Below are 24,114 nucleotides of genomic sequence, written 5' to 3'. Positions count from 1 at the left end.
CGGGGCGGAATAGATAACTCGGGGCCGTGTAGCTCTCGATCAAGGTCGTGCTGGCTGCCCGATCCGCGCGGGAGAGCGGCGGGACGCTTTCGCGCCTCAATCGTGCGCGCGGCCGAGGGAGCCCCTCGACGTGCCAAGAGCGGAGGTGCTACTCGCGGGTGTGCGCCCAGACGACGGCCTGCAGCCGGTCGCGCACCCCGAGTTTCTGCAGCACGTTTGAGAGGTGCGTCTTCACGGTCGCCTCGCCGAGGAATAGCTTGCTCGCGATCTCCGCGTTCGTCTGGCCCTCTGCGAGGAGCAGCAGCACTGAGCGTTCGCGGGCGGTGAGGCCCGCCGCATCCATCGCGCTCACGAGTGCCGAATCGGCAGCGGCGTCGGGCGAGGCACCGGGAGAGGCGTCGGGCGAGGCACCGGGAGAGACGTCGGGCGAGGCGACACTGGCGGCGCCAGCTCCAGCGCCCGCGGACGCCCCCGGTCCAGTCGGGGCGAGGGCCGCTTCCGCTGCCTCGGCCCCGCGCACCCGCGCGAGCACTGCACCGGTGACCTCGGGGCCGAGGAGCGACCCACCGCCCGCGATCACGCGGACCGCATCGATGAGCTGCTCGGCGCGCGACGTCTTCAGCAGGAAGCCGCTCACCCCTGCCGCGAGCGCGTCGAAGAGGTACGCGTCGTGGCCGAAGGTGGTGAGCACGAGCACGGCGGGGGTGTCAGCGGGGGATCCAGAAGCCGCTCCAAGGATTCGCCGTGAGGCCTCGATGCCGTTCATCTCAGGCATTTCGACGTCCATGCAGATGACGTCGGGGCTGAGCTGCGCGGCAAGCTCGACGGCCTGCGCCCCGTTCTCGGCCTCCCCAACCACCTCGATGTCGGGCTCGGACTCGAGGATGATGCGAAACCCTGAGCGCACGAGCGCCTGGTCGTCTGCGAGGAGCACGCGAATTGTCACGGCTGAGTCCGTCCTGTTTGTGGGGGTGTTGGGGTTTCCGCGCGCTCGGCGAGTGGCACCCGCGCGCGCACCATGAATCCTTCGCGTTCGCGCCGTCCGGCTGACACGCTGCCGCCGACCGCGCCGATCCTCTCGCGCATGCCGCGCAGCCCCAGCCCGGCTCTGCCAGACGGGACGCCCGACGTGAGTTCACCGGCGCCGGTGAGTCGGCGGGCGATGCCGTCGTCGCTCACCTCAATCTCGATGGCGTCACTCGCGAACCGCAGCCGCACCACGGCCTCCGCTCCGCGCCCCGCGTGCTTGCGCACGTTCGTGAGGGCCTCCTGGACGATGCGGTAGAGCGCGACGTCGACGAGCAGCGGCACGGGCCGTGCCTCGCCCGCGACGATGAAGGTCGTCGGGGTGCCCGCTCGCTGTGACTCCGCGACGAGCAGCGGGATCTGCGCGATGCCGATGGTGCTCGAGCTCCCCTCATTCTCGGGGGTGCGGAGGGTGTGTACGAGCCCGCGCAGCTCCGCGACGGTTGTGTGTGCGCTCTCCTCGACAATCTCCAGGGCAGCGGCCGCTGTGGCGGGATCGCGTTCGAGGGTGCGCCGAGCTGCGGCCGCCTGGATCCCCATCACCGAGACGTGATGCGCGACGACGTCGTGGAGTTCGCGGGCGACGGCGATGCGGTCGAGCGCGACAGCCTGCGCCGCGCTCGTTTGGCGCTCAAGCTCGAGCTCCTTGCCCTGTGCCTCGAGCTTCGCCTGCGTGCGCGCGGCGAGCCAGGCGCGCTGACCGAAGGCGATCGCGCCGCCGAAGTACAAGAGGTTGGTGATGATCTGGATCACGGCGAATGTCGCGTACGCCGAGAAGATTCCCGAGCGTGCCCCGGGGAAGATTTCACCGACGTCATCTGCGGACGACGCGAGGATGAGTGAGATGACGAGCCAGACGAGCATCGCGCAGGTGACGCCGAGCACCATCCAGGTGGCGAGCGCGCGGCGCGGCTCCCACGCGGTCACCGTGTAGATCGCGATGAACAGGCAAATGTTCACGATGAGCACCTCGGGTACGCCGAACTGCCCGCACACGAAGAACCCGACTGCGACAACCAGCATGGCGGGGATCGGTGCTACCCGGCGCAGCGCGAGCGGCAGCGTGGCGAGTGCGAGGCCGAGGATCCACACCCACAATTCCGGCGTGCTGCCGTAGATGCCCGTGCGGGCGTACAGCAGTGAGGTGGTCGTCGCGCCGACCGCGAGCACGACCGCGAGGAGGACATCGAACCGGAGGCCGTCCGCACCGGGCCGGGGTCTCGCCCATGCGGGGGCCGCAGTCAGTGATGGCTCTCTCATATCTGTAAGCGTAGGCGCTCGCCCGGCCGTGGCGCTTCCACCGCGGGGCGGAGCGAAACGGGCCGAGTGGCGGAGGCGGTTCCGCCGTGCGGGGGAGGTGCGCGGCACGACGCGACTCCTAACCTGGGAGTAACGAAAGGAGCAACATGATCGACATTGCAGGAGTTTCCCGCAGCTTCGGCGACCGCCAGGTGCTCGACGACGTGAACTTCCGCGTCGAGAGCGGGCGAATGACGGGCTTCGTGGGCGCGAACGGCGCTGGCAAGACGACGACGATGCGCATTATTCTCGGGGTGCTCGCTGCCGATAGCGGCACGGTGAGCCTGAACGGTCAGCCGCTCACCGCGGGGGATCGATCACGCTTCGGCTACATGCCGGAAGAGCGTGGCCTGTACCCGAAGATGGCGGTGCTCGATCAGCTCATCTACCTGGGCCGCCTCCACGGCATGTCCACGGCGGCCGCTAAAGCTTCAGCAACCGGGCTGCTCGACCGGCTCGGGCTCGGCGAGCGCGCGGGCGATCACCTTGAAAGCCTGTCGCTCGGCAACCAGCAGCGCGCGCAGATCGCCGCGGCGCTCGTGCACGAACCGATTGCCCTCGTGCTCGACGAGCCGTTCTCGGGTCTCGACCCGATGGCGGTTGAGGTCGTCCTCGGCGTGCTCCAGGACTACGCGGCCCAGGGCGCTCCGGTCTTGTTCTCCTCGCACCAGCTCGACATCGTCGAGCGCCTCTGCGACGACGTCGTCGTCATCGGCGGCGGCAAGATCCGCGCGCAGGGCTCCCGCGAGGGGCTCCGTGCAGAGCACGCCGGGCGCGTGTTCGAGCTCGACCTTGCCGGATCCGCAGCCGACGCCGGTTGGGTGCGCGAGCAGCCGGGCGTCTCGGTGACGCACCTCGACGGCGGCTTCGCACGGTTCGAGACCGACAGTGACGAGGCGGCGCAGGCCGTGCTCACGCACGCCGTGCAGCTCAGCGACACCGTCGTTCGGAGTTTCGCCCCCGTTACCCCATCTCTCGCCCAGATCTTTAGGGAGGTCATCCAGTGAGCGCACCACAGACCCACTCGCTTCGCCCGAGCGCGACGCACCGCCAGCTCAGTCCCGCGCAGGGGGCGTGGATCGTCGCCGAGCGCGAGATCATGACGCGGCTGAAGAGCAAGGCGTTCGTGATCTCGAACGCGATCCTCCTCATCGTCGTGCTCGCGGGCGTCGTCATCGGCGGGCTCGTCTCACAGGGCGGCTTCGGCAGCTCCGACACGAAGGTCGCTGTTGTGGCGGGAGCGCAGGCTGAGCTTGGCGACGGCTTTGAGGTGACCGCGGTCGCTGACCGCGCCGCTGCCGAACAGCTCGTCCGCGACGGCGATGTTGACGCCGCAATCGTCGACGGCGGCGACACCCCCGTCGGGCTGACCGTCATCGCAAACGATTCCCCGCCGACCGACGTGCTCCAGGCGCTGTCGGCGGCCCCCGCGATCGAACTGCTCGATCCGAGCGAGACGAGCTTCATGCTCGGCTACCTCATCGCGATGGGCTTCGGCATGGTGTTCTACATGACCGCGCTCACCTTCGGCATGACGATCGCGCAGAGCGTCGTTGAAGAGAAGCAGACGCGCATCGTCGAGATCCTGCTCGCGACGATCTCGGCGCGCACCATGCTCGCCGGCAAGATCCTCGGCAACAGCATCCTCGCGTTGGGTATGGTGGTCGCGACCGTCGCGCTCGCCGCCGTCGGCATGCTCGCGACCGGCCAAGACATCTTGCTCGGCGAACTCGGAACCGCGCTCATCTGGTTCGCCATTCTCTTTGCCTTCGGCTTCGTGCTGCTTGCGGCAATGTACGCGGCGGCCGCGGCGCTCGTCTCGCGGCAGGAGGACATCGGCTCGGTCACGAGCCCGGTGATGCTGCTCGTGATGGCCCCGTTCTTCCTCATTATCTTCTTCTTCGATAACCCGCAGGTGCTCGCGATCATGAGCTACGTGCCGTTCTCGGCACCGACCGCGATGCCCATCCGGCTCTACTACGGGGATGCGGCGTGGTGGGAACCGATCCTCTCGCTCGGGGTGCTCGCCGTCTCGATCGCGATCGTGCTCTGGATCGGCTCACGCATCTACGAAAACTCGATCATGAAGACCGGCGCCCGCGTGAAGTTCTCGGAGGCGTTCAAGGGCTAACGCCCGCTTCGCGATTCGCGCCCAATGCGCCCTGTGCGCACAACGCAGCAGCCCTCGGGATTCCCGGGGGCTGCTGCGTTGTGCTTTGCGTGTTGACAACGGGGACGTAGCCTCGTAGGTTCATTAGTGAAGTAATGAACCAGGGAGGTGGATAGGATGCAGAGAAGAAGTAACAGTCCGCGAAGATCGAGGTAGCGCGTGTTCGAAGACTCCAGGCCGATTTTCCAGCAGATCGCCGAGGGCATCGTCGACGATATTCTGCGCGGCAGGTACGCGGAGGGCGAGCAGGTTCCCTCGACGAATGAGCTCGCCGCATACCTACGGATCAACCCGGCGACCGCGGGCAAAGGCCTCGGGCTGCTCGTTGACCAGGGCATCCTCGTCAAACGGCGCGGGATTGGCATGTTCGTCGCCGAGGGCGCTATTGAGCGCGTTGCCGCAGAGCGGCGACACCGCTTCACCACAGACTTTATCGAGCCCCTCCTCGCGGAGGCTCGAACCATTGGGCTCGACAGGGAGGCGCTGATCCGCCTCATCGCGAATGCCCAGCCCAGCGGCGCTTCCGACAGCGCCCCGCCAACCACAGATTGAGAACTCTCATGACCTACGCGATTGAAACCCGCGGCCTCACGCGAGCGTACGGTGACACCCGCGCGCTCGACGACGTGACGCTCAAGATCCACGCCAACACGATCACGGGCCTGCTCGGGCGCAACGGCGCGGGCAAGACCACGCTCATGGCTCTCGCCACAGCGCAGGTGCTCCCCACCTCGGGAGAGGTGCTCATTGACGGCGAGCAGCCGTTCGAGCACGCGAAGGTGCTCGAGAAGCTCTGCTTCATCCGCGACAACCAGCGCTACCCCGACAACTATCGCCTGAAGCATGCGCTGCGCGCCGCCCGCATCTTCTACCCGAACTGGAGCCAGGAGCTCGCCGACGAACTCGTCGGCCTCTTCCGGATCCCGGCGAAGACCGACATTACGAAGCTCTCGCGCGGCCAGCTCTCCTCGCTCGGCATCGTGCTCGGGCTCGCCTCGCGCTCCCCGATCACGTTCTTTGATGAGCCGTACCTCGGCCTCGACGCGACCGCGCGCTCATACTTCTACGACGTGCTGCTGCGCGACTATCAGGCGGTGCCGCGCACCATCGTGCTGTCGACGCACCTCATCGACGAGATGGATCGGCTGCTCGAGCGCGTCGTGATCCTCGAGCGGGGGCGCGTGGTGCAGGACGCAGACGTCGACGAGCTGCGAAGCGCCGCGCACTCGGTGGCAGGACCCGTTGCGGCGGTTGAGGCATACGTTGCGGGGCGGCGCGTGCTGTCGACGCACAGAGTCGGCGGGCTCGCAACGCTCGTCGTCGAGGGTGCCCCGAGCCGGGCCGACCGCGAGGCCGCCGAGCTCGGTGGCGTCGAGCTCGGCTCCGTTTCGCTGCAGGAACTCGTCTCTGCGTACGGCTTCGACCGCGAGCAGAGCCCCGGCAGCACACCCCCGAACGCGACGCTGGCTCAGGAGGTAGGCGCATGAAATCACTCGTGAAGGTCACCCGGCTGCACCTGAACAAGCCGCAGGCGATGTTCAGCGCGCCAGCGCAGATCGTCGGAACCGTGATGCTGGTCACCGCGCTGGTCTCCCTGATCCTGCAGCGCGCTGAAGTCTTCGGCGGGATGGGCGAGTACCTCGACATCGTGCGGCTGAACAACGCCATGGTGTTCGCACTGCCCGGCTTCTTGATCTACTACGGCGTGCAGGCGATCGCGACGACCTATCCGTTCGCGCTTGCGCTCGGGGCGACCCGCCGCTCGTATGTCTGGGGTACGGCGCTCGCGAACGTCATCCTCTCGGCCTACGTCGCGCTGCTGCTGCTCGTGCTGCTTGGGCTCGAACTCGCCACCGACCACTGGTTCGCGAATGTGTATGCGATTGACGTGTCAGTTCTCGGCAACGGCAACCCGCTCGTGTTGGTCGTCACCGCGTTCCTGCTCACGTTCGTGTCGGTCTCGATCGGCGGCTTCTTCGGCGGGGTGTGGGTGCGCTTCGGGTCGAAGGGGCCGCTGCTGACGGCGCTCGTGCTCGCGGTTGTGCTCGCCGGGCTGCTGTTTGTCTTCGTTCCCTACTCGGAAGAGATCATCGCCGCAGTCACCAGGCCGATCATCGCCGTTGTCGGTATCGGGATCGCGCTCCTCGCGCTGCTCGGCACCTGGCTCGTGATGCGTAGGGCATCGGTGCGCTAGCTCCCCGCGGCGCTCAGCCCGGCGAAGCTCTGGGCTGAGCGCCACCGATCACGCGCCCCTTGATCCGCTTGATTCGCTATCTCGGAGCACGAGCCCGGCTCAGGGGAGTACCGTAGGCAGCAAGCATCGTGCGAGAAACCAGGAGGCATCATGCGGAACATTGAAGTGCAGTTGGCAAACGGAGAGACCGGGAAGTTCGGCGATCTCGCTCCCGGCCCGGCGCTCGTCGTGAATGTCGCCTCGAAGTGCGGCTTCACTCCGCAGTACGCAGGCCTCGAGGCGCTCCACCAAGAGTTTGGCCCGAAGGGGCTGACGGTCCTCGGTATGCCGTGCAATCAGTTCCTCATGCAGGAGCCGGGCAGCAACGAGGAGATCGCAGAGTTCTGCTCGCTGAACTACGGCGTCACCTTCCCGCTGCTCGCGAAGGGCAAGGTGAACGGCCGTGGCGCAGCGCCACTGTTCAAAGAGCTGCGGCGCGGCAAGGACTGGTCGGGGGCTGCGGGCCTCGTGCGTTGGAACTTTGAGAAGTTCGTTGTCGAGGCAGACCCCGCAGACGGGAGCGCTCCACGGATCCGCCGCTTCCGCTCCTCGGTCGAGCCAGACGATCCGATGATTCGCGAGGCGATCGAGGACGCCCTGCGGCCGTAGCGAGTTACGCCGAAGAGCTCGACGGCACTGCAGCCTCCGGCCTGCGCTCCGAGAAGAAGCGCACGACATTGGGGTCGACGATCACGTCACGCGGCTGCAGGGGCCTGGCAAGGTAGAGGCCGTCGAGGGAGCGCACCCGGCTGAGCGCGACGTACGTCTGTCCGGCGCTGAATGCCCTGGGCCCGAGATCGATGTGCGCGGCGTCGTAGGTGTGCCCTTGTGACTTGTGGATCGTGACCGCCCAGGCGAGCCGCAGCGGGAATTGCTCGAACTCCGCGACGACCTCCTTTTCGAGCTTCTTCGTCTCGGCGTCGTAGCGGTAGCGGAACCGCTCCCACGTCGTCGGCTCGACCTCGTATTCCTCGTCGCCGACGTCCACCCAGACGGTGCCCTCGATCTTGGAGACGGTGCCGATGGTGCCGTTCACCCAGCGCCCGTCGGGGTCGTTGCGCAGGAACATGACCTGCGCACCCTGCTTGAGCTCGAGGACTTCGTCGGCGGGGTAGGTGTTTTCGCGGAACTCGCCCGTGATCTCGGCGGCGGCCTTCAGCGCGGATCCCTTGATCCCCGCGAGCCGCTCCGCGTTGATTCGGTTCACGGTCGCGTTCGTCGTGGCGAGCGTGATGACGTCGCGGGGTGCCTGCCTCGCGCCCGCGGAGTTGAGCTCGTTCGCCTGTGACTCGTCGACGACGCCGTAGCGCACGGCCCCCAGGATCTGTTTGAAGCGGTCGTCGCTCTGCCGGTGCACCTCGGTGAGTTCGATGACGTCGAGCGGATTCTCCTGCCACACCTTCGCGTCGAAGAACCAGAGCGAGCGGTAGGTGTCGTCGAAGTAGGCGCGCTCGTGCGGGTCGCGCGGCGGCACCGGCGGCAGCTGGAACGGGTCGCCGAACATGATGATCTGTGCGCCGCCGAACGGGTCGTGCCGCTTGCCGCGCGCGAGCCGAAGGGAGCGGTCGATCGCATCCATGAGATCCGCCGACACCATCGAGATCTCGTCGATGATGAGCGTGTCGATCGAGGCGAGCATCTTCTTGAGCTCGGCGGGCTGGTCGAGGTCGTGATCCGCGATGACGCCGGTGGGGAGGCGCAGCAGCGAGTGGATCGTCTGCCCGCCCACGTTCAGCGCCGCGACACCGGTGGGTGCGCAGACCGCAATGATCTTTGACGTCTTCCACGAGAGGTGGTTGAGGATCGTGGACTTGCCGGTTCCTGCCCGACCGGTCACGAAGATGTGTTCGCGCGTATGCTCGATGCGCTCGTAGACGGCGAGCTGTTGCGGGCTGAGATCTGGGCGAGACACTCGAATAGGCTACCCCGCAATGGGATACTAGTGCGGCGCCATCGCGCGCTGGCCCGATCTGGGCCGTATGAATGCCACGGAAGGCGGCCACCTCAGTGCCCCCACTCACCACGTTTCGGCGCAACCTTGCGCTGTTTGCGCTCGCCCTCGGCGGATTTGCGATCGGCACGACCGAGTTTGCGACGATGGGCGTGCTGCCTGAGATCGCTGCCGACCTGCTCCCCGGCTACGAGGCCGATCCGCAGCGCGTGATTGCGCAGGCGGGCACCCTCATCACGCTGTACGCGCTCGGCGTCGTCGTTGGTGCTCCCGTGTTCGCGGTGCTCGGGGCGCGGATGTCGCAGACCAAGCTTGCGCTCTGGCTGATCGTGCTGCTCGTCGCCGGAACCGTCGGCTCGGCGCTCGTGCCAGGCTTCGGGACTGTAGCCGTATTCCGCTTCATCTCAGGCCTCCCGCACGGAGCCTACTTCGGCGTTGCCTCCCTGCTTGCTGCGCGCCTGATGGGGCCGGGCAATATGGGGAAGGGGATCGCGCTCGCGATGAGCGGCCTCACCGTCGCGAATGTCATCGGGGTGCCGCTGTCGACCGTGCTCGGCCAGCAGCTCGGCTGGCGCTGGGTCTACGGACTTGTAGCGGTGCTCTTCATCGCGACGCTGCTTCTTGTCGCGCTCTATGTGCCGCGGTTCCCCGGCAGCCCCGAGCGAAGCCCGCTGCGCGAGCTCAGCGCCCTCGGCAGTGCGCGCGTGTGGATCATGGTCGCGACGCTCTCAATCGGCTTCGGTGGCTTCTTCGCCGTCTACTCCTATATTGCCGAGGTGACGACCCGCGAAGCCGGGCTCGGGGCCGGGATGGTGCCCTGGGTGATTGCGACGATGGGCATCGGCATGGTGCTCGGAAACATCCTCGGCGGGATCCTCACGGACCGCAGCCCGATCGGCACCGCGGTCTGGGGATTCGTACTGTTCATTGCGTCGTTCGTGCTCTATTCCCTGTTCGCTGCGCATCCGCTCGGACTCTTCATCTTCGCGTTCCTCGTGAGCTTTGCCTCGTCGGTGCTGCTGCCGACCCTGCAGGCGCGACTCATCCGCATGTCGAGTGAGGCGCGCCTGCTGGGAGCCGCCTTGAATCACGCCGCGGGCAATGTCGCGAACAGTCTCGGCGCATGGCTTGGTGGCCTCGTGATCGCTGGCGGCTTCGGCTACCTTGCGCCTGGCTGGCTCGGAGCGGCGCTCGCCGCGGCGGGGCTTGTGCTGCTTCTGGTGAGCCTCGCGGTGCAGCGCCGCGGCGGTGGCAAGAGCCTCGACACCGCGGGCATCCCGATCGCCTAACCGGCCCCTTCGCCTCGGGGCCGGTCCCCAAACCTCGGAGCCAGGCCTCAGGCCCCCGATTAATTCACCCCGACTCTTGTACGGCCCAAACAAGGCTCGGAGTAGATGAATCGGGTCGAGGAGGACTGTGGGGCAGCGCGGCACTGCCGGAACCACTGGAAGGCAACAACAAGTCCTGACAACAGCGTCTTGGGAGCTGCGCAAGCCACACGGACCGGGCGCGCCTGCTCTACATGGCAAGGGCGCGAAGCGCCCGCGGCGGCCGCAAGTACGAACGTCGGCACGAGGGTTCCGCTTCCGTGTTGAAGCGGTGTCGCTCAGGCCTGAGTGCTGCGGGGGCTCCCGCGTCCGGTGCGTAGCTGACGACGCCCGATTGCTCTGAGCGGTTCCCTGCGAGCCAAAGGTTCCCTGCGAAGCACGCCCACCCTAAATCGCGCTCACAAGACATGTCCTCAGCGAAATCATGAGCGATCTGCAGCAAAAAAGCCATGACCTCGCTGAGGTCATGGCTTTTGAGCGCTCATCATCGCTGAGGTCTACGCCGTCAACTGGGCAGAGCCGCTACACCGACGCGAGCTCAGGCTCGGAGGTGTCGGGCTTGCGCACAAACACGAGCGTGAGCAGCAGGCCGACAGCGACCACAATGATGAGCCCGAGGATGCCGTAGTGCGTCGCGCCAAACCAACCGATGAATGCGGCCCACAGCCACGGCGACATGAAGCTCATGACGCGGCCCGTCGTTGCATACAGTCCGAAAACTTCGCCCTGCATGCTCGCCGGAGTCATGTGAGTGAGCAGCGAACGACTCGACGCTTGCGCGGGGCCGACGGCCGCGGAAAGAACAAGGCCGCCGATCCAGAAGATCGCCTTGCCCTGCTCGCGGAAGAAGAAGATGAACAGGCCGCTGACGACGAGCGTGATCAACGAGAAGACGATGATTGCGCGAGGGCCGAACTTATCGTCGAGACGGCCGGCGATGATCGTCGAAACGCCCGCGACGAGGTTGAGCGCGACACCGAAGATCATGACCTCGGTCGCTGAGAAGCCGAACGACACGGCAGCGAGGATGCCGCCGAAGGCGAAGATCCCCGCGAGGCCGTCACGGTACACCGCGCTTGAGATCAAGAACCAGAAGGTTTGACGGTGGTTGCGGAAGAGCGAACCGAGGTCGCGCACGAGCACCGCGTAGCTGCGGAAGAAGCCGACGCGGGGTCGCTCGGTGCGGGCCGGCGGCTCCGGCACCCAGAGGACGAAGGGGATCGAGAAGACGATCGTCCAGACTGCGGCGCCGACGGCGATCAGGCGGTAGGCGAGCCCGTCGGAGACATCCATGCCGAACCAGTTGAGCTCGGTGAGCACAACCACAATGACGAGTGCGACGATCCCGCCGATGTACCCAAGACCCCAGCCGAGACCGCTCACGCGCCCCACAGTCTTCTTCGTTGAGACGTCGAAGAGCATCGCGTTGTAGCTCACGCCTGCGATCTCGCTCGCGACTGAGCCGAGGGCGACCGCGGCGGCACCGAACCAGAAGAACTGCGGGTCGGAGTAGACGAAGAACATCGCGAACTGAATCAGGGCGAGCAGTGCGGTACCGAGCACAACCCAGCGCTTCTTCGCGCCGCGTGCGTCCGCCTGCTGACCGAGTACCGGGGCGAGTAACAGGATGAAGAGGCCTGCCGCGAACGTCACCCAGCCGTAGTTTGCGGACAGCTCGGCGAGGCCTGTGCAGTAGGCGGTGCCTGAGTCTGCGGTCTGCGAACAGACGAGGTTGCCGTCGGCGTTCTGCGCCGCAATCTCGGGTGCGAGGAACGAATCGGAGACAAGGTACAGCGACACCCACACGAATGTGAGGATGACGGAGTTGAAGGGTTGCGTCGCCCAATCCCAGAGCGCCCAGGAGTTTACGGTGCGCTTCGATACGGGTACGTTCGTTGTCTCGCTCACAGCTTCAGGCTACAGGTATTGCGGAAAAACAATAGGGGGGTGTTCGGTTGCTGGCGGGTGAACGCGCTGGCGCTGTGCGGGGCCGCCGCCTGCCTTCCGACCCGTGTGATCTATTCCGACCCTTGTTGGGGCCGAGAAAGGGTCACCGAGGAAAAATCGGGGCAGTGAGGATCGGGCAGTGAGGATCGGGGATCGGGATCGGGAATCCTGAGAGTTGAGTGAACTTGACTCAAGTTTGCTGGATTCGACTTGACTCCCGAAACAGCTCCGGTAAACTTGAGCGCAGAAGGCTCAACTTGCCGAAAGCGCAAAGTGAGCCGCGCGAACTACCGGCGCACCAAGCCGGTCCCGTACAACGCAAGGAGAACATATGTCACGTGCAGTAGGTATTGACCTCGGCACCACCAACTCGGTCGTCGCCGTTCTCGAGGGTGGCGAGCCCACCGTCATCGCGAACGCCGAAGGCTTCCGCACTACCCCCTCGATCGTCGCGTTCACCAAGGACGGCGAGGTGCTCGTCGGCGAGACCGCAAAGCGCCAGGCAGTCACCAACGTTGACCGCACGCTCGCATCCGTTAAGCGCCACATGGGCACTGACTGGAAGAGCGACGAGATCGACGGCAAGAACTACACCGCGCAGGAGATCAGCGCGCGCACGCTCATGAAGCTCAAGCGCGACGCAGAGACCTACCTCGGCGATAAGGTCACCGACGCAGTCATCACCGTCCCCGCATACTTTAACGACGCAGAGCGTCAGGCAACGAAGGAGGCCGGTGAGATCGCGGGCCTCAACGTGCTCCGCATCATCAACGAGCCCACCGCTGCAGCTCTCGCGTACGGCCTCGACCGCGGCAAGGAAGACGAGCTCATCCTCGTATTCGACCTCGGCGGCGGTACGTTCGACGTCTCCCTCCTCGAGGTGGGCAAGGACGACGACTTCTCGACCATCCAGGTGCGTTCGACCTCGGGCGACAACCGCCTCGGCGGCGACGACTGGGACGAGCGCGTCGTGAAGTGGCTCAGCGAGCAGTTCAAGAACTCGACCGGCGTCGACGTCTCGAAGGACAAGATCGCACTCCAGCGCCTCAAGGAGGCAGCTGAGCAGGCAAAGAAGGAGCTCTCGAACTCGACGAGCACCCAGATCCAGCTCCCGTACCTCTCGCTCACCGAGAACGGCCCGGCAAACCTCGACGAGACGCTCACCCGCGCGAAGTTCGAGGAGCTCACGAAGGATCTGCTCGAGCGCACCCGCAAGCCGTTCGAGGATGTCATCAAGGAAGCCGGCGTGAAGGTTGGCGACATCGCCCACGTCGTGCTCGTTGGTGGATCGACCCGTATGCCCGCAGTCACCGAGCTCGTCAAGCAGCTCACCGGCGGCCGCGAGCCGAACAAGGGCGTCAACCCGGATGAGGTCGTCGCAGTCGGCGCAGCTCTCCAGGCAGGCGTGCTGAAGGGCGAGCGCAAGGACGTTCTGCTCATCGACGTGACCCCCCTGTCGCTCGGTATCGAGACCAAGGGCGGCATCATGACCAAGCTCATCGAGCGCAACACCGCGATCCCGACGAAGCGTTCGGAGACCTTCACGACGGCAGAGGACAACCAGCCGTCGGTTGCGATCCAGGTCTTCCAGGGCGAGCGCGAGTTCACCCGTGACAACAAGAACCTTGGAACGTTCGAGCTCACCGGTATCGCACCGGCCCCGCGTGGCGTGCCGCAGGTCGAGGTCACCTTCGACATCGATGCCAACGGCATTGTCCAGGTTTCGGCCAAGGACAAGGGCACCGGCACCGAGCAGACCATCACCATCTCCGGTGGTTCGACGCTCTCGAAGGACGACATCGAGCGCATGGTGCGCGAGGCTGAAGAGCACGCAGCAGACGACAAGAAGCGCCGCGAGGCAGCTGAGCAGCGTAACAACGCCGAGCAGCTCGCATACTCGGTCGAGAAGCTCATCACTGACAACGAGGACAAGCTCCCCGAAGACGTGAAGACCGAGGTCCAGGGCGATCTCGACGCGCTCAAGGCCGCGCTCGCGGGCGATGACGACGACGCGGTGAAGACCGCTGCTGACAAGCTCGGCGAAAGCCAGCAGAAGCTTGGCGAAGCCATCTACGCTCAGGCGCAGGAGGCCCCCGAGGCTGCAGCAGAGGGCACGGAGTCGAACGACGACGACGTGGTTGACGCAGAGGTTGTTGAAGACGACGAGGAGCAGAAGTAACCATGGCGAACGAGGAACATCTGGGCGACGACCAGCCGGCGGGCGATGTTCCGGCGGGCGAATCCTCGCAGGCCAGCGGGGCGGAGGGTCACTCCTCCGCCCCCGGGCCCGAGGGCGCTGATCTCACGGTAGACGACATCTTGGGTGCCGAGCAGACCGAGGCGGCCGCGGGAGCGGACGCCGAGGCTGGCACCGAAGGTGCCGCTGACGAAGAGAATCCGTACCTGGAGGATCTCCGCCGGCTCACCGCGGAGTACGCGAACTATCGCAAGCGCACCGAAGCAAACGTCGAACTCGATAAGCAGCGCGCGAAGGCCTCGGTCGTCATGCAGCTGCTGCCCGTGCTCGACGACCTCGACCGTGCCGAACAGCACGGTGATCTCGAGGAGGGCAGCGCGTTCACCACGATCGCGCAGAAGCTCCGCGCGAGCCTTGAACGGCTCGGCGTCGAGAGCTTCGGCGAAAAGGGCGAACTGTTTGACCCGCAGGTGCATGAAGCGATTGCTCAGGTGCCGGTTCCCGGCACCGAGCAGCACACTGTGCTTGACGTAGTCGAGCGGGGCTATCGCATCGGAGATGTTGAACTGCGCCCCGCCAAGGTAGCGGTGGCGGTGGGAGCAGATGGCTAGTCAGGACTGGTTAGACAAAGACTTCTACCGCACTCTCGGCATCTCCAAGGATGCCGACGAGGGCGAGCTGAAGAAGGTCTATCGCAAGCTCGCCCGCAAGTATCACCCGGATTCAAACCCGGGCGATGCTGCGGCCGAGGCGAAGTTCAAGGAGATCAGCGAGGCATACTCGGTGCTCTCTGACAAAGAACAGCGCGCGGAGTACGACCAGATACGTGCGATGGGTGCCGGCGGTGCCCGTTTCACCTCCGGTGGTCAGGGCGGCCAGGGCTTCGAAGACGTCTTCGGCGGAATGTTCGGCGGCGGCCACGGCGGCAGGAACACGCAGTACGGGTTCCAGCAGGGTGGCGGCTACGACGACATCTTCAACATGTTTGGAGGCGGCGCCCGTGGCCCACAAAAGGGTCGCGATGTGAACGCCACCACGACGATCGACTTCGAGACTGCGGTGAGCGGCGATACCGTCACACTGCAGACCTCGAACGGCAACGTCAAGGTGAAGATTCCCGCTGGGGTGTCCGACGGCCAGAAGATCCGTCTTCGTGGCAAGGGAGAGCCGGGCCAGGGCGGCACGCCCGCCGGTGACCTCATGCTCACGGTGACGGTGCGCAAGCACCCGGTGTTCGAGCGAGACGGGCTGAACATCAAGCTCAAGCTGCCGGTGACCTTCACAGAAGCAACCCTCGGCGCTACCGTTGAAGTACCGACGCTCGGAGGCGAGACCGTTCGCCTGCGGGTGCAGCCCGGGACTCCGAGCGGTCGCGTGCTGCGGGTCAAGGGTCGCGGCGTGAAGACCTCGAAGGGCACGGGAGACCTGCTCGCTGAGGTACAGGTCGCCGTTCCCAGCCACCTGAGCGAGGAAGCGCGCGAGGCGCTCGAGGCGTTCCAGGCAGTTGAACCGCAGGAGAACCCGCGGGACGACCTGTTCGCCAGGGCGCGAGCGTAATACCAACAACACACGGAGAGGGAAGGACGATGGCACCAGTGCAGATGGACAGGTTTACCCCTGTATTTGCGATCGCTGCCGCGTCTGAACTCGCCGAGATGCATCCGCAGACGCTGCGGCAGTACGACCGAATTGGGCTCGTAGTGCCGCAGCGTACGAGCGGAAATACCAGGCGGTACTCGCTCTACGACGTGCATCGGTTGCGTGAGGTTGCGAGGCTCTCGGCCGAGGGCTTGAGCCTCGAGGGGATCCGCCGGGTGCTGACGCTTGAGGATCGGGTACGCGAGCTCGAAGAGCAGGTGCACGAGCTTGAGCGTGCCCTGTCAGACGAGATGCTGAAGCGCCCCGAGCGGCGCGTGTTTGCCGCCGGTGCCGGGGGCGAGGTCGTGACGCTTCGCCGCGGCACGCGCGTGCGCCGCAACGCTGAGGTCGTGGTGTGGAAACCGTAGCCGCGAGGCTCGAGGAGTTCTGTTCCGCGCTCAGCCGTGATCCCGACTTCGATGCGCCCGAGCTCCAAGCGTTTGACACCGCAGACCTGTTGATCCTCACGACTGCGGCTGAGCGGATCCGCGAGGCGCGACCGGGCTCGATCGCCGTCATTGGCGACCGGCACGGTGCGCTCACCCTGGGGGCTGCGGGCCCGCTAGGGGCTGCAGGGGTGCGCTCATACCAGGATCCTCTGCTCGCAGAGCGCGCGCTCGCTCAGAACGCGGCCAGGCTCGACCTCGCGGATCGGTATGTAGCCGCGCAGCTCGGCCCGGAACTGCTTGAGGGCGCAGAGACCGTGCTCGTGCAGCTGCCGCGCGGGCTCGACGCGCTCGACGAGATCGCGTGGAAGATCGCGCGATATGCGCACCCCGACGTGCGCGTCTTCGCCGGCGGCCGTGTGAAACACATGACGCGTGCCCAGAACGACGTGTTTGCTCGCTACTTCGGTGAGATCAGCGCGGGCCTCGGCTGGCGCAAGTCTCGTGTGGTGCAGGCCGCGAAGCCGCTGCCGCTGCCCGCGGGGGCCGAACCGCCGTTCCCCAAGTGGGGATCGGATCGCGAGCTCAGTTTCGGGCTCGCGGCGTTTGGCGCGACCTTCGGCGGCGTCAAGCTCGACCACGGCAGTCGGCTCCTGTTGCAGACCCTCGCCGCGGACGCAGCTGGCGAGCCGCGAATGGGCGCATGGCAGGAGCAGGTGCGCCCCGAGCGGGTCTTCGATTTGGGCTGCGGGAACGGAGTGCTCGCCGTGTCTGCCGCGCTCGCGCTCCCGCGGGCAAGTGTGATCGCCAGCGACCAGTCAGATGCCGCGGTACGGTCGACACGGCTCACCGCGGAAGCGGCGGGGGTCGCCGAGCGCATCGCGATCCACCGCGCAGACGGTGCGGAAGCGGTGCCCGACGCGTGGGCGGATCTCGTGCTTCTCAACCCGCCTTTTCATACCGGCTCAACTGTGCATGCAGGGGTTGCTCACAGGCTCATTCGGGACGTCGCCCGCGTGCTGCCACCGGGCGGTGAGCTCAGGATCGTGTTCAATTCGCACCTCGCCTACCGGCCCCTCCTTACCCAGGCCATTGGGCAAGTGCGCCAGCTTGCACGCGACGCGACATTCACGGTGCTCGCCGTCACGAAGCGCTCACACTAAAGGCACCGAACTCTCAGGCGGGCGAAGCTTAGAATAAGGGTGTGAGCGATAAACTCTTGCACTTGGTGCGCCACGGGGAGGTCCATAACCCCGATCTCGTCTTGTACGGCAGAATCCCCGGGTTCCGTCTGTCTGAGCGCGGCCACGCGATGGCTGAGGCCGCGGCTCTTGAACTGGCTGGCAGCGACCGGAAGGTTGCGGCCCTGTACGCATCACCGCTCGAGCGTGCCCAGCAGTCCGCGAAGCCGATTGCGAGCGCGTTCGCACTCGAGATCCAAACCGAGGATCGCATCATCGAGCCCACCAACTTTTTCGAGGGCAAGAAGAACTCCGGCCCAGACGCCGCGTTCAAGAACCCCCGCTACTGGTACAAGTTCATGAACCCGTTCCGCCCGAGCTGGGGTGAGCCGTATCGGCAGATTGCGGCTCGCATGCGCGCTGCAATGAACGACGCCTGGGACAAGACGCAGGGCGGCGACATCGTGATGGTCGCGCACCAGAATCCGATCTGGATGGCCCACCTCGACGTCGCAGGCAAAGCACTCTTCCACAACCCCGCGACTCGTCGCTGCGACCTGTCGAGCATCACCACCTTCGAACGCCGCGGAAACCGCTGGTTCGAGGTGGACTACCGCAACCCGGCAGAGTCGCTCCTCGGCGACGCAACCGATGTAGGAGCTGTATGAACGCGCGACGATTCGCCGCGGTAACCGCGTTGGGCGCTGCCCTCGCGCTTGGCCTTTCCGGCTGCAGCACGAGCGAAGCCGATAGCCTGTCCTCGCAGTGGCAGGACGGTGGCGACAAGGGCTACGTTGCGGGCGATGGATCCTCCGCCTCGTTCCCCGCTGACGACCGCGGCGCAGCCGTCGAGTTCGGCGGCGAGACTGAGTTCGGCAACCAGCTTGGTTCCGACGACACCCTCGGAAGCATCACCGTCGTGAACTTCTGGTACGCGGGCTGTGCGCCGTGCCGCGCCGAGGCCCCCGACCTCGTCGAGGCATACAACGAGTTCGAGCCGCAGGGCGTGAAGTTCGTGGGAGTCAATACCCGCGACCAGGCAGCGCAAGCGAAGCAGTTCGGCGTTGAGTTCGGTATCGAATACGAATCTATCCTCGACAACCCGGGCGGGCGCTCTGTTCAGCGCGCATTCGCCGGCCAGATTCCGCTGAACGCGGTACCGACGACGCTCATTCTCGACACCGAGGGGCGCATCGCGCACACGGTCGTCGGCCAGCTCGCAGGGGCCTCGCAGTTGCACACGCTCATCACGGAGACGCTCGAAGAGCAGCCCGCCGCGGGCAAAAACTAATGGGAATCCAGGAGATCATTGCCGACGGGCAGCTCCTCGTTGCATCCGCGATCGCGGTCGCTGCGGGCCTCGTTTCGTTCCTGTCACCCTGCGTGTTGCCCCTGATCCCCGGATACCTCGCATACGTATCCGGAGTCGCGGGCACCCCCAGCCCGAACGCGGCGAACCCGAAGGCCGCGGGGCGTCGCGAGCGCAATCGGATGGTGCTCGGCTCGATCCTCTTCGTGCTCGGCTTCGCCATCGTGTTTGTCGTGCTGCTGACGCTCTCCGGAGCCGTCGGCGCGAGTACGTGGTACCTCGATTGGCAAGACGTGATCCTGCGGGTCATGGGCGTCGTGGTGATCATCATGGGGCTCGTGTTCATGGGCGCGTTCTCGCGCTTCCAGCGCACGACCCGGCTAAAGATCAGTCCGAAGGTCGGGCTCGCGGGAGCCCCGTTCCTCGGCATCGTGTTCGCGATCGGCTGGGCACCCTGCCTCGGGCCGACGATCGGCACCGTCAGCCTCCTCGCGATGCAGCAGGGCTCGGTCGGCCGCGCGGCACTCCTCGCGCTGCTGTACTCCCTCGGTCTCGGCATTCCGTTCGTGCTGGCTGCCTTCGGCTTCGGCTGGATGACGCAGACCATGACCTTCTTCAAGCGCCACATCCGCACGGTGAACATCGTCGGCGGCGTGATTCTTATTGTTCTCGGGCTCCTGATGGTCACAGGGCTCTGGGGGCTCATCATGAGCGAACTTCAAGTATGGATTGGTGGCTATGTCACGCCCCTCTGATTATGACGACGGCTCCGGCGCTCCAGCGGCAGTCACTAGCCCCGATCTCGGGTTCACCGGCTGGATGCGGTGGTTCTGGCGACAGCTCACGAGCATGCGCGTCGCCCTCATCCTGCTCTTGCTGCTCGCTGTTGCGGCGATCCCCGGGTCGCTCGTGCCGCAGCGTGGTGCCGACCCCAACGGCGTCATCCAGTATGAGAAGGACAACCCGACGCTCTTCAAGATCCTCGACGCGTTCCCGATTCAGGCGTTCGACGTCTATGGTTCCGTCTGGTTCTCGGCGATCTACCTCCTGCTGTTCATCTCGCTTATTGGCTGCGTGCTGCCGCGCATCAAGCACCACTGGAACGCGTGGCGCGGAACCCCGCCGAAGACCCCGGCGCGCCTGAACCGCATGGCGGGCTTCTCCGAGATCCGCGTTACGAACGAAGACGCGACCGAGGAAGAGCGCCTCGCCTTCGCGCACGCCGCCGTCGAATCGGCGGCGAGCATGCTCCGCCGCCAGCGCTACCGCGCCGAGATCCAGGAAGCCACACACCGCGGCGTCTCCGAGGTCTCAGTGTCGTCCGAGCGCGGCTACCTCCGCGAAACCGGCAACCTGCTCTTCCACGTCGCGCTCGTCGGCGTGCTCGTCTGCGTCGGTCTTGGCAGCGCCTTTACCTTCAACGGTCAGCGCGTGCTCTACGAGGGCGAGAGCTTCGTGAACCAGCTCATCGACTACGACTCGGCGAACGCCGGCCGCGCCTTCCGCTCGGACACGCTCGAGCCCTTCAGCCTCCGCCTCGACGACCTCGAGGTGAACTACATCACGCCAGACGATGCGGACGCGAGCCCGAACTCCATCGGTCAGGTGCGCGAGTTCATCGCGAGCATGACGCTTACCGACCCGCAGGGCAACGAGAGCGCGGAGGAGATCCGCGTGAACCACCCGCTGCGGGTGCATAACTCGCCGATCTATCTCCTCGCAAACGGCTACGCGCCGACGATCGTGGTGCGGAACGCCGCTGATGAGATCGTCTTCGAGGAATCGGTCGTGTTCATCCCGCAGGGGGCCGACCCGAACCTCACCTCGCTCGGCGTCGTGAAGGTGCTCAACGGGCTGACCGACGATTCCGGCGAGGCAACCCAGCTGGGTCTGCGCGGCTTCTTCTACCCGACCCAGACCAAGCTGGAGTCGGGCGCGTACACCTCGAACTACCCTGATCTCGAGAACCCTGTGCTCACGCTCGACGCGTTCGCGGGCGACCTCGGCGTCGACGACGGCGTGCCGCAGTCGGTGTACTCGCTCGAAACAGGCAAGATGGAGCAGCTCACTGGCCGCGCCATCGAAAAGCCGTCGATTGAGCTGCGCCCCGGTGAGTCCGCCGACCTTCCGAATGGGCTCGGCACGGTGAGCTTCGAGGCTGTGCCGCGCTACGCGTCGTTTGACGTGATGCAGAACCCGTTCCAGATTGGCATCCTAATCTTCGCGCTGCTGTCGCTTGGCGGGCTGATCTGGTCGCTGTTCGTGCCGCGCCGCAGGCTCTGGGTGAAGGCGATCCCGACCGCTGATGGCGTGCTGCTGCAGTATGCAGGTCTCGCGCGCGGCGATGACCCCTCGCTCGACCGGGCAGTGGAAGACCTGCGGGAGGCGCACCGCGACGCGCTGTAACCGGAGGTAGCCCGCCGGGCTGCCCCGCTGCTCCGCTGCCGCGGGACGCCGCCCGCCCCGGCCATCCTCCATACCCCGATTAATTCATTCCGCCCCTTGCACGGGATGTGCAAGGGGCGGAATGAATTAATCGGGGGTGAGAGGGTGCGGGGGAGGCACCGAAGCCCGCGGCCTACGCCTGCAGCGCCTCAAGGAAGGAGCGCACGTCGGCTTCGAGATCGGTGAGGGCGCGCTCAGCGGCCGCCCGCCGCTTCGAAGCCTTGCCCTTCTCGCTAAAGGTGTCGAGGTACAGCTTCAGCTTCGGCTCGGTACCACTCGGGCGAATCATCACGCGCGAGCCGTCGGCCAGGTCGTAGCGCAGCACGTTCGCGGGAACCTCAGCGAGTCCAGGCTCGAGCAGGTCGGTTGCCGCGGTTACGGCACGCACGCCAAACGCGGTGGGCGGGGCGGTGCGGATCTTCGCTGCGAGCTCCGCGGCCGCAGCCATCGAATCGAGCCGCAGCGTGATCTGGCTGCTCGCGAAATGCCCGAACCGCTCACTGGCCTCCTCGAGCAGTCCCCAGACGTCGGAGCCGCGGCCCTTCGCCCACCGGGCCATCGCGATGGCGTCGGCCCCTGCGGAGATGCCGTCCTTGTCGCGGACAACGTGCGGCTGCGTGAGATAGCCGAGCGCCTCCTCGAAGCCAAACACCAGGTTTGGCACGCGGGAGACCCACTTGAACCCGGACAGGGTCTCGGCGTAATCGAGCCCGTAATCCTTCGCCACGGCGCGCAGCGCGGGTGACGAGACGATCGTGCACGCGAGCGTACCGCTGAGGGGGATCTTGCGCTCTTCGGCATCCTGCGCGGCTCGTTCTGAGGCACGCCATCCGAGGAGCAGCCCCAGCTCGTTGCCGGTGAGGCGGCGGTAGCCAGACTCCTCGGCGGAGTCGGGCAGCGCGATGGCAAGGCGATCTGCATCTGGATCGTGGGCGATGATGAGCTCGGCACCGACCTCGCGAGCGGTGCGGTAGGCGAGATCGAGCGCGCCAGGCTCCTCGGGGTTCGGGAAATCAACCGTGGGGAAGTTGCCGTCAGGAGTGACCTGTTCGGGCACCGGGATCGGCAGTGGCAGGCCGCTTGCGAGCAGCACCCGCTCTGAGATCTCGGCGCCAACGCCGTGCATCGCGGTGTAGACAACCTTCAGCGGGACCTCTTCGCTGAGGGTGCGGCCGTCATGCGTGACGGGGAATCCGGCGAGCAGTGAGGCGGCCGTGCGTGTCACGTAGGCGTCGGTGATCTCTGGCCCGGCAACGGTGAAGGAGTCGCTTCGCGGGAGATCTGCCACGGGTCCAGCTGCTGCGGCATCGATCCGTGCGGCGATGATCCCGTCGACCGGGGCGACAATCTGCGAGCCGTTGTCAGCGTCGCCGAGGAAGACCTTGTAACCGTTGTCCCGTGGCGGATTATGGCTCGCGGTAATCATGACGCCAGCGGACACCCCGAGGTGGCGCACGGCGAACGCAACGAGCGGCGTCGGGCCGAAACTCGGAAACAGCGTGACCTGGACGCCGGCTCCCGCCATGATCTCAGCGGTATCGCGCGCAAAGACATCGGAGTTCATCCGCGCGTCGTAGCCGATGACGATTGAAGGCGGACTGCTCGTCTCGCCGCGGGCGGCGCGCTCGAGGAGGAATGCGGCGAAACCGGCGCTCGTCTGGGAGACGACGACGCGATTCATGCGCGAGGGGCCGGCTCCGAGCCTGCCGCGGAGTCCCGCTGTGCCGAACGCCAGCCGATCCCCGAAGGATTCGGCAAGCTCGGTGGCCGCGGGCTCGTCGCCTGCGGCCGCCAGGGTGATCAGCCGCTCCGCTTCAGCCTGCGTGGCCGGGTCGATGTCGTGCGCGGCCCATGCGCGTGCGCGCTCGAGTAGCGCTTCGAGCTGGTTCGATGCCATCCTGCCCCCACTTCGGTAATGTTTTTCGGGTTGTGCTGTTCTGTGAGCGCTGTGCGGATACTTGGGTAGCGCTGTAGCCAGATCAAACTACCACCAGGCCCCCGTGAATGCTGGTAGCGGTCTCGGCATGCTGGAAGGAGCCGCAGAACCGCGCAGGACTGCCTATCGTGTGGCCTGCTTCGCAGCGAGCTTCGCAGCCTGCTTCGCCGCCTGAGCTGATGCTTCCGCGGTTGCCTGTGCCTGGGGATGCGTCCGGGTGCGAACCAACCGGGTGACCCCGACCGCCGGGGTCTCAGTCGCGCCGGTGCTCTGCGATGCCGGAATTTCGGGCCAAAACCTGCCTTCGTCCATCAGGAACACGGTCTCTGTTGATTCAACCGAGCGCCACTTCGCGAGCTCGAAGGAAACGAGCGTGTGCACTCCTGCGACATCAGCCGAGCGGACGAGCAGCATGCAGTCGTGCTCACCCGTGGTCACTGCGAAGTACTCGAGTTCTGGAATCTGCCGGACCCCCTCGAGGAATTCATCCCACAGGCGTTGTTTGATCGTGACGAAGACGAGCGCGGCGATTCCGAGGCCGACGGCGGGAGGTGAGACCTGGGCGCTGAAGCCGGTAATGACGCCAGAGTCGATCATCCGTTCAAGGCGTTGATAGGCATTTGATCGAGAGATGCCAAGCCGCTCCGAGAGAGCGTTGATTGAAATCCGTCCTTCCGTTTGGAGGATGCTGATCATTCTGCGATGAATGTCGTCAAGTTCCACTTCGTCTCCTTCGGGTGAGTCTTTGAATTCATCTACGAGACAAATTGTCGCTACTCTACGCCTTTAGTTGAACATAATATTCGAGTGTTTGGCTAGATTTGCACCGACAGTGGGTGAAGGCCATAAGATACGGTCATTCCGTCCGTTACATGCCCGAGGAAGTGCGAATGGCTCGATACGTGGTGAAACGCGTCCTCTTTATGTTCGTCGCGTTGTTGGTGATCGCCACCATTACGTTCTTTATGATGCACGCCATTCCCGGCGGGCCATTTACGTCGGATCGAAATCTGCCACCGGATATCGAGGCTGCGCTCCGCGACAAATACCGCCTCGACGATCCGATCA

At 65.7% G+C, this 24,114-nt stretch carries 22 protein-coding genes and 1 pseudogene; 17 read left to right on the top strand and 6 right to left on the bottom strand.

From position 1 onward, the window contains the following. Positions 1–148: 148 nt before the first annotated feature. Together ACI1US_RS04085 and ACI1US_RS04080 are read right to left on the bottom strand one after the other, a co-directional pair. The gene (locus ACI1US_RS04085) at positions 149–946 is read right to left on the bottom strand and encodes a response regulator (RefSeq protein ID WP_461638359.1); all 798 of its coding nucleotides are present in this window, start codon (positions 944–946) and stop codon (positions 149–151) included. Then, positions 943–2,286, bottom strand: coding sequence for a sensor histidine kinase (locus ACI1US_RS04080; protein ID WP_461638357.1), 1,344 nt, complete (start codon positions 2,284–2,286; stop codon positions 943–945). Before ACI1US_RS04080 ends, ACI1US_RS04085 begins: the two co-directional genes overlap by 4 nt. Positions 2,287–2,432: 146 nt before the next feature. Here ACI1US_RS04080 and ACI1US_RS04075 point away from each other — a divergent pair, with 146 nt between their 5' ends. From ACI1US_RS04075 to ACI1US_RS04050, 6 genes are all read left to right on the top strand, one after another. Beyond that, positions 2,433–3,332: an ABC transporter ATP-binding protein gene (locus ACI1US_RS04075; protein ID WP_461638355.1), complete on the top strand. Its 900-nt coding sequence runs from the start codon at positions 2,433–2,435 to the stop codon at positions 3,330–3,332. Continuing rightward, positions 3,329–4,456: an ABC transporter permease gene (locus ACI1US_RS04070; RefSeq protein ID WP_461638354.1), complete on the top strand. Its 1,128-nt coding sequence runs from the start codon at positions 3,329–3,331 to the stop codon at positions 4,454–4,456. The genes ACI1US_RS04075 and ACI1US_RS04070 overlap by 4 nt, the downstream gene beginning before the upstream one ends. A gap of 198 nt (positions 4,457–4,654) precedes the next feature. Next, positions 4,655–5,047 (top strand): GntR family transcriptional regulator, encoded by a 393-nt coding sequence (locus ACI1US_RS04065; protein WP_461638352.1) that lies wholly within the window; start codon positions 4,655–4,657, stop codon positions 5,045–5,047. 8 nt (positions 5,048–5,055) lie between these two features. After that, a complete protein-coding gene (locus tag ACI1US_RS04060; RefSeq protein WP_461638350.1) occupies positions 5,056–5,982 on the top strand; it encodes an ABC transporter ATP-binding protein in 927 nt (308 codons plus the stop codon). Further along, positions 5,979–6,689 (top strand): hypothetical protein, encoded by a 711-nt coding sequence (locus ACI1US_RS04055; RefSeq protein ID WP_461638348.1) that lies wholly within the window; start codon positions 5,979–5,981, stop codon positions 6,687–6,689. Before ACI1US_RS04060 ends, ACI1US_RS04055 begins: the two co-directional genes overlap by 4 nt. Before the next feature lie 150 nt (positions 6,690–6,839). Beyond that, positions 6,840–7,337, top strand: a complete 498-nt coding sequence (locus ACI1US_RS04050) for a glutathione peroxidase (protein ID WP_416550031.1) — start codon at positions 6,840–6,842, stop codon at positions 7,335–7,337. Between the two features lie 4 nt (positions 7,338–7,341). On the opposite strand, the gene ACI1US_RS04045 is transcribed toward ACI1US_RS04050, so the two are convergent. Next, positions 7,342–8,640, bottom strand: a complete 1,299-nt coding sequence (locus ACI1US_RS04045; protein ID WP_416550032.1) for an ATP-dependent DNA helicase — start codon at positions 8,638–8,640, stop codon at positions 7,342–7,344. 95 nt (positions 8,641–8,735) lie between these two features. Between ACI1US_RS04045 and ACI1US_RS04040 the strand changes: the two genes are divergently transcribed. Further along, a complete protein-coding gene (locus tag ACI1US_RS04040) occupies positions 8,736–9,968 on the top strand; it encodes an MFS transporter (RefSeq protein ID WP_416550033.1) in 1,233 nt (410 codons plus the stop codon). 561 nt (positions 9,969–10,529) lie between these two features. Here the strand turns inward: ACI1US_RS04040 and ACI1US_RS04035 are convergent. Beyond that, complete coding sequence (locus tag ACI1US_RS04035) at positions 10,530–11,915, bottom strand: MFS transporter (RefSeq protein WP_461638345.1); 1,386 nt, start codon at positions 11,913–11,915, stop codon at positions 10,530–10,532. Positions 11,916–12,285: 370 nt separating this feature from the next. Here ACI1US_RS04035 and dnaK point away from each other — a divergent pair, with 370 nt between their 5' ends. From dnaK to resB, 9 genes are read left to right on the top strand one after another with little or no spacing between them, the layout of a single operon-like run. Next, entirely contained in the window at positions 12,286–14,133 is a 1,848-nt protein-coding gene (dnaK, locus tag ACI1US_RS04030; RefSeq protein WP_416550034.1) for a molecular chaperone DnaK, read from the top strand. Between the two features lie 2 nt (positions 14,134–14,135). Then, complete coding sequence (locus ACI1US_RS04025) at positions 14,136–14,762, top strand: nucleotide exchange factor GrpE (RefSeq protein WP_416550035.1); 627 nt, start codon at positions 14,136–14,138, stop codon at positions 14,760–14,762. Further along, positions 14,755–15,708: a DnaJ C-terminal domain-containing protein gene (locus tag ACI1US_RS04020; protein WP_416550036.1), complete on the top strand. Its 954-nt coding sequence runs from the start codon at positions 14,755–14,757 to the stop codon at positions 15,706–15,708. Before ACI1US_RS04025 ends, ACI1US_RS04020 begins: the two co-directional genes overlap by 8 nt. A 29-nt stretch (positions 15,709–15,737) precedes the next feature. Continuing rightward, on the top strand, positions 15,738–16,157 hold the full coding sequence (locus ACI1US_RS04015) for a heat shock protein transcriptional repressor HspR (RefSeq protein ID WP_461638342.1): 420 nt from the start codon (positions 15,738–15,740) through the stop codon (positions 16,155–16,157). Continuing rightward, positions 16,145–17,338, top strand: a complete 1,194-nt coding sequence (locus ACI1US_RS04010; RefSeq protein WP_461638340.1) for a class I SAM-dependent methyltransferase — start codon at positions 16,145–16,147, stop codon at positions 17,336–17,338. The genes ACI1US_RS04015 and ACI1US_RS04010 overlap by 13 nt, the downstream gene beginning before the upstream one ends. Positions 17,339–17,379: 41 nt before the next feature. Then, positions 17,380–18,024 carry a histidine phosphatase family protein gene (locus ACI1US_RS04005; RefSeq protein ID WP_416550038.1) on the top strand — a complete coding sequence of 215 codons (645 nt, stop codon included), beginning with the start codon at positions 17,380–17,382 and terminating at the stop codon, positions 18,022–18,024. Further along, positions 18,021–18,647, top strand: a complete 627-nt coding sequence (locus tag ACI1US_RS04000) for a TlpA family protein disulfide reductase (RefSeq protein ID WP_416550039.1) — start codon at positions 18,021–18,023, stop codon at positions 18,645–18,647. Before ACI1US_RS04005 ends, ACI1US_RS04000 begins: the two co-directional genes overlap by 4 nt. After that, the gene (locus ACI1US_RS03995) at positions 18,647–19,420 is read left to right on the top strand and encodes a cytochrome c biogenesis CcdA family protein (RefSeq protein WP_416550040.1); all 774 of its coding nucleotides are present in this window, start codon (positions 18,647–18,649) and stop codon (positions 19,418–19,420) included. The genes ACI1US_RS04000 and ACI1US_RS03995 overlap by 1 nt, the downstream gene beginning before the upstream one ends. Beyond that, the gene (gene resB, locus ACI1US_RS03990; protein ID WP_416550041.1) at positions 19,404–21,071 is read left to right on the top strand and encodes a cytochrome c biogenesis protein ResB; all 1,668 of its coding nucleotides are present in this window, start codon (positions 19,404–19,406) and stop codon (positions 21,069–21,071) included. The genes ACI1US_RS03995 and resB overlap by 17 nt, the downstream gene beginning before the upstream one ends. A 172-nt stretch (positions 21,072–21,243) precedes the next feature. On the opposite strand, the gene ACI1US_RS03985 is transcribed toward resB, so the two are convergent. Further along, the gene (locus tag ACI1US_RS03985; protein ID WP_461638337.1) at positions 21,244–23,007 is read right to left on the bottom strand and encodes a phospho-sugar mutase; all 1,764 of its coding nucleotides are present in this window, start codon (positions 23,005–23,007) and stop codon (positions 21,244–21,246) included. Positions 23,008–23,169: 162 nt separating this feature from the next. Continuing rightward, positions 23,170–23,769: an Lrp/AsnC family transcriptional regulator gene (locus tag ACI1US_RS03980; RefSeq protein ID WP_461638335.1), complete on the bottom strand. Its 600-nt coding sequence runs from the start codon at positions 23,767–23,769 to the stop codon at positions 23,170–23,172. Positions 23,770–23,918: 149 nt separating this feature from the next. Between ACI1US_RS03980 and ACI1US_RS03975 the strand changes: the two are divergent. After that, positions 23,919–24,114, top strand: a pseudogene (locus ACI1US_RS03975) (ABC transporter permease); the annotation flags it as partial.

This window comes from Leucobacter sp. BZR 635, from assembly GCF_048061935.2.
Classification (GTDB): domain Bacteria; phylum Actinomycetota; class Actinomycetes; order Actinomycetales; family Microbacteriaceae; genus Leucobacter.
Note: the sequence above shows the minus strand (reverse complement) of the source record. Positions and strands in the feature narration are given on the sequence as shown.

Excerpts from the sequence above, each read along its gene's own strand:
- ACI1US_RS04075 (WP_461638355.1), top strand. The coding sequence starts at position 2,433 with ATGATCGACATTGCAGGAGTTTCCCGCAGCTTCGGCGACCGCCAGGTG.
- ACI1US_RS04080 (WP_461638357.1), bottom strand. The coding sequence starts at position 2,286 with ATGAGAGAGCCATCACTGACTGCGGCCCCCGCATGGGCGAGACCCCGG.
- ACI1US_RS03995 (WP_416550040.1), top strand. The coding sequence starts at position 18,647 with ATGGGAATCCAGGAGATCATTGCCGACGGGCAGCTCCTCGTTGCATCC.
- ACI1US_RS03985 (WP_461638337.1), bottom strand. The coding sequence starts at position 23,007 with ATGGCATCGAACCAGCTCGAAGCGCTACTCGAGCGCGCACGCGCATGG.
- ACI1US_RS04025 (WP_416550035.1), top strand. The coding sequence starts at position 14,136 with ATGGCGAACGAGGAACATCTGGGCGACGACCAGCCGGCGGGCGATGTT.
- ACI1US_RS04050 (WP_416550031.1), top strand. The coding sequence starts at position 6,840 with ATGCGGAACATTGAAGTGCAGTTGGCAAACGGAGAGACCGGGAAGTTC.
- ACI1US_RS04055 (WP_461638348.1), top strand. The coding sequence starts at position 5,979 with ATGAAATCACTCGTGAAGGTCACCCGGCTGCACCTGAACAAGCCGCAG.
- dnaK (WP_416550034.1), top strand. The coding sequence starts at position 12,286 with ATGTCACGTGCAGTAGGTATTGACCTCGGCACCACCAACTCGGTCGTC.
- ACI1US_RS04020 (WP_416550036.1), top strand. The coding sequence starts at position 14,755 with ATGGCTAGTCAGGACTGGTTAGACAAAGACTTCTACCGCACTCTCGGC.
- resB (WP_416550041.1), top strand. The coding sequence starts at position 19,404 with ATGTCACGCCCCTCTGATTATGACGACGGCTCCGGCGCTCCAGCGGCA.
- ACI1US_RS04015 (WP_461638342.1), top strand. The coding sequence starts at position 15,738 with ATGGCACCAGTGCAGATGGACAGGTTTACCCCTGTATTTGCGATCGCT.
- ACI1US_RS04060 (WP_461638350.1), top strand. The coding sequence starts at position 5,056 with ATGACCTACGCGATTGAAACCCGCGGCCTCACGCGAGCGTACGGTGAC.
- ACI1US_RS04000 (WP_416550039.1), top strand. The coding sequence starts at position 18,021 with ATGAACGCGCGACGATTCGCCGCGGTAACCGCGTTGGGCGCTGCCCTC.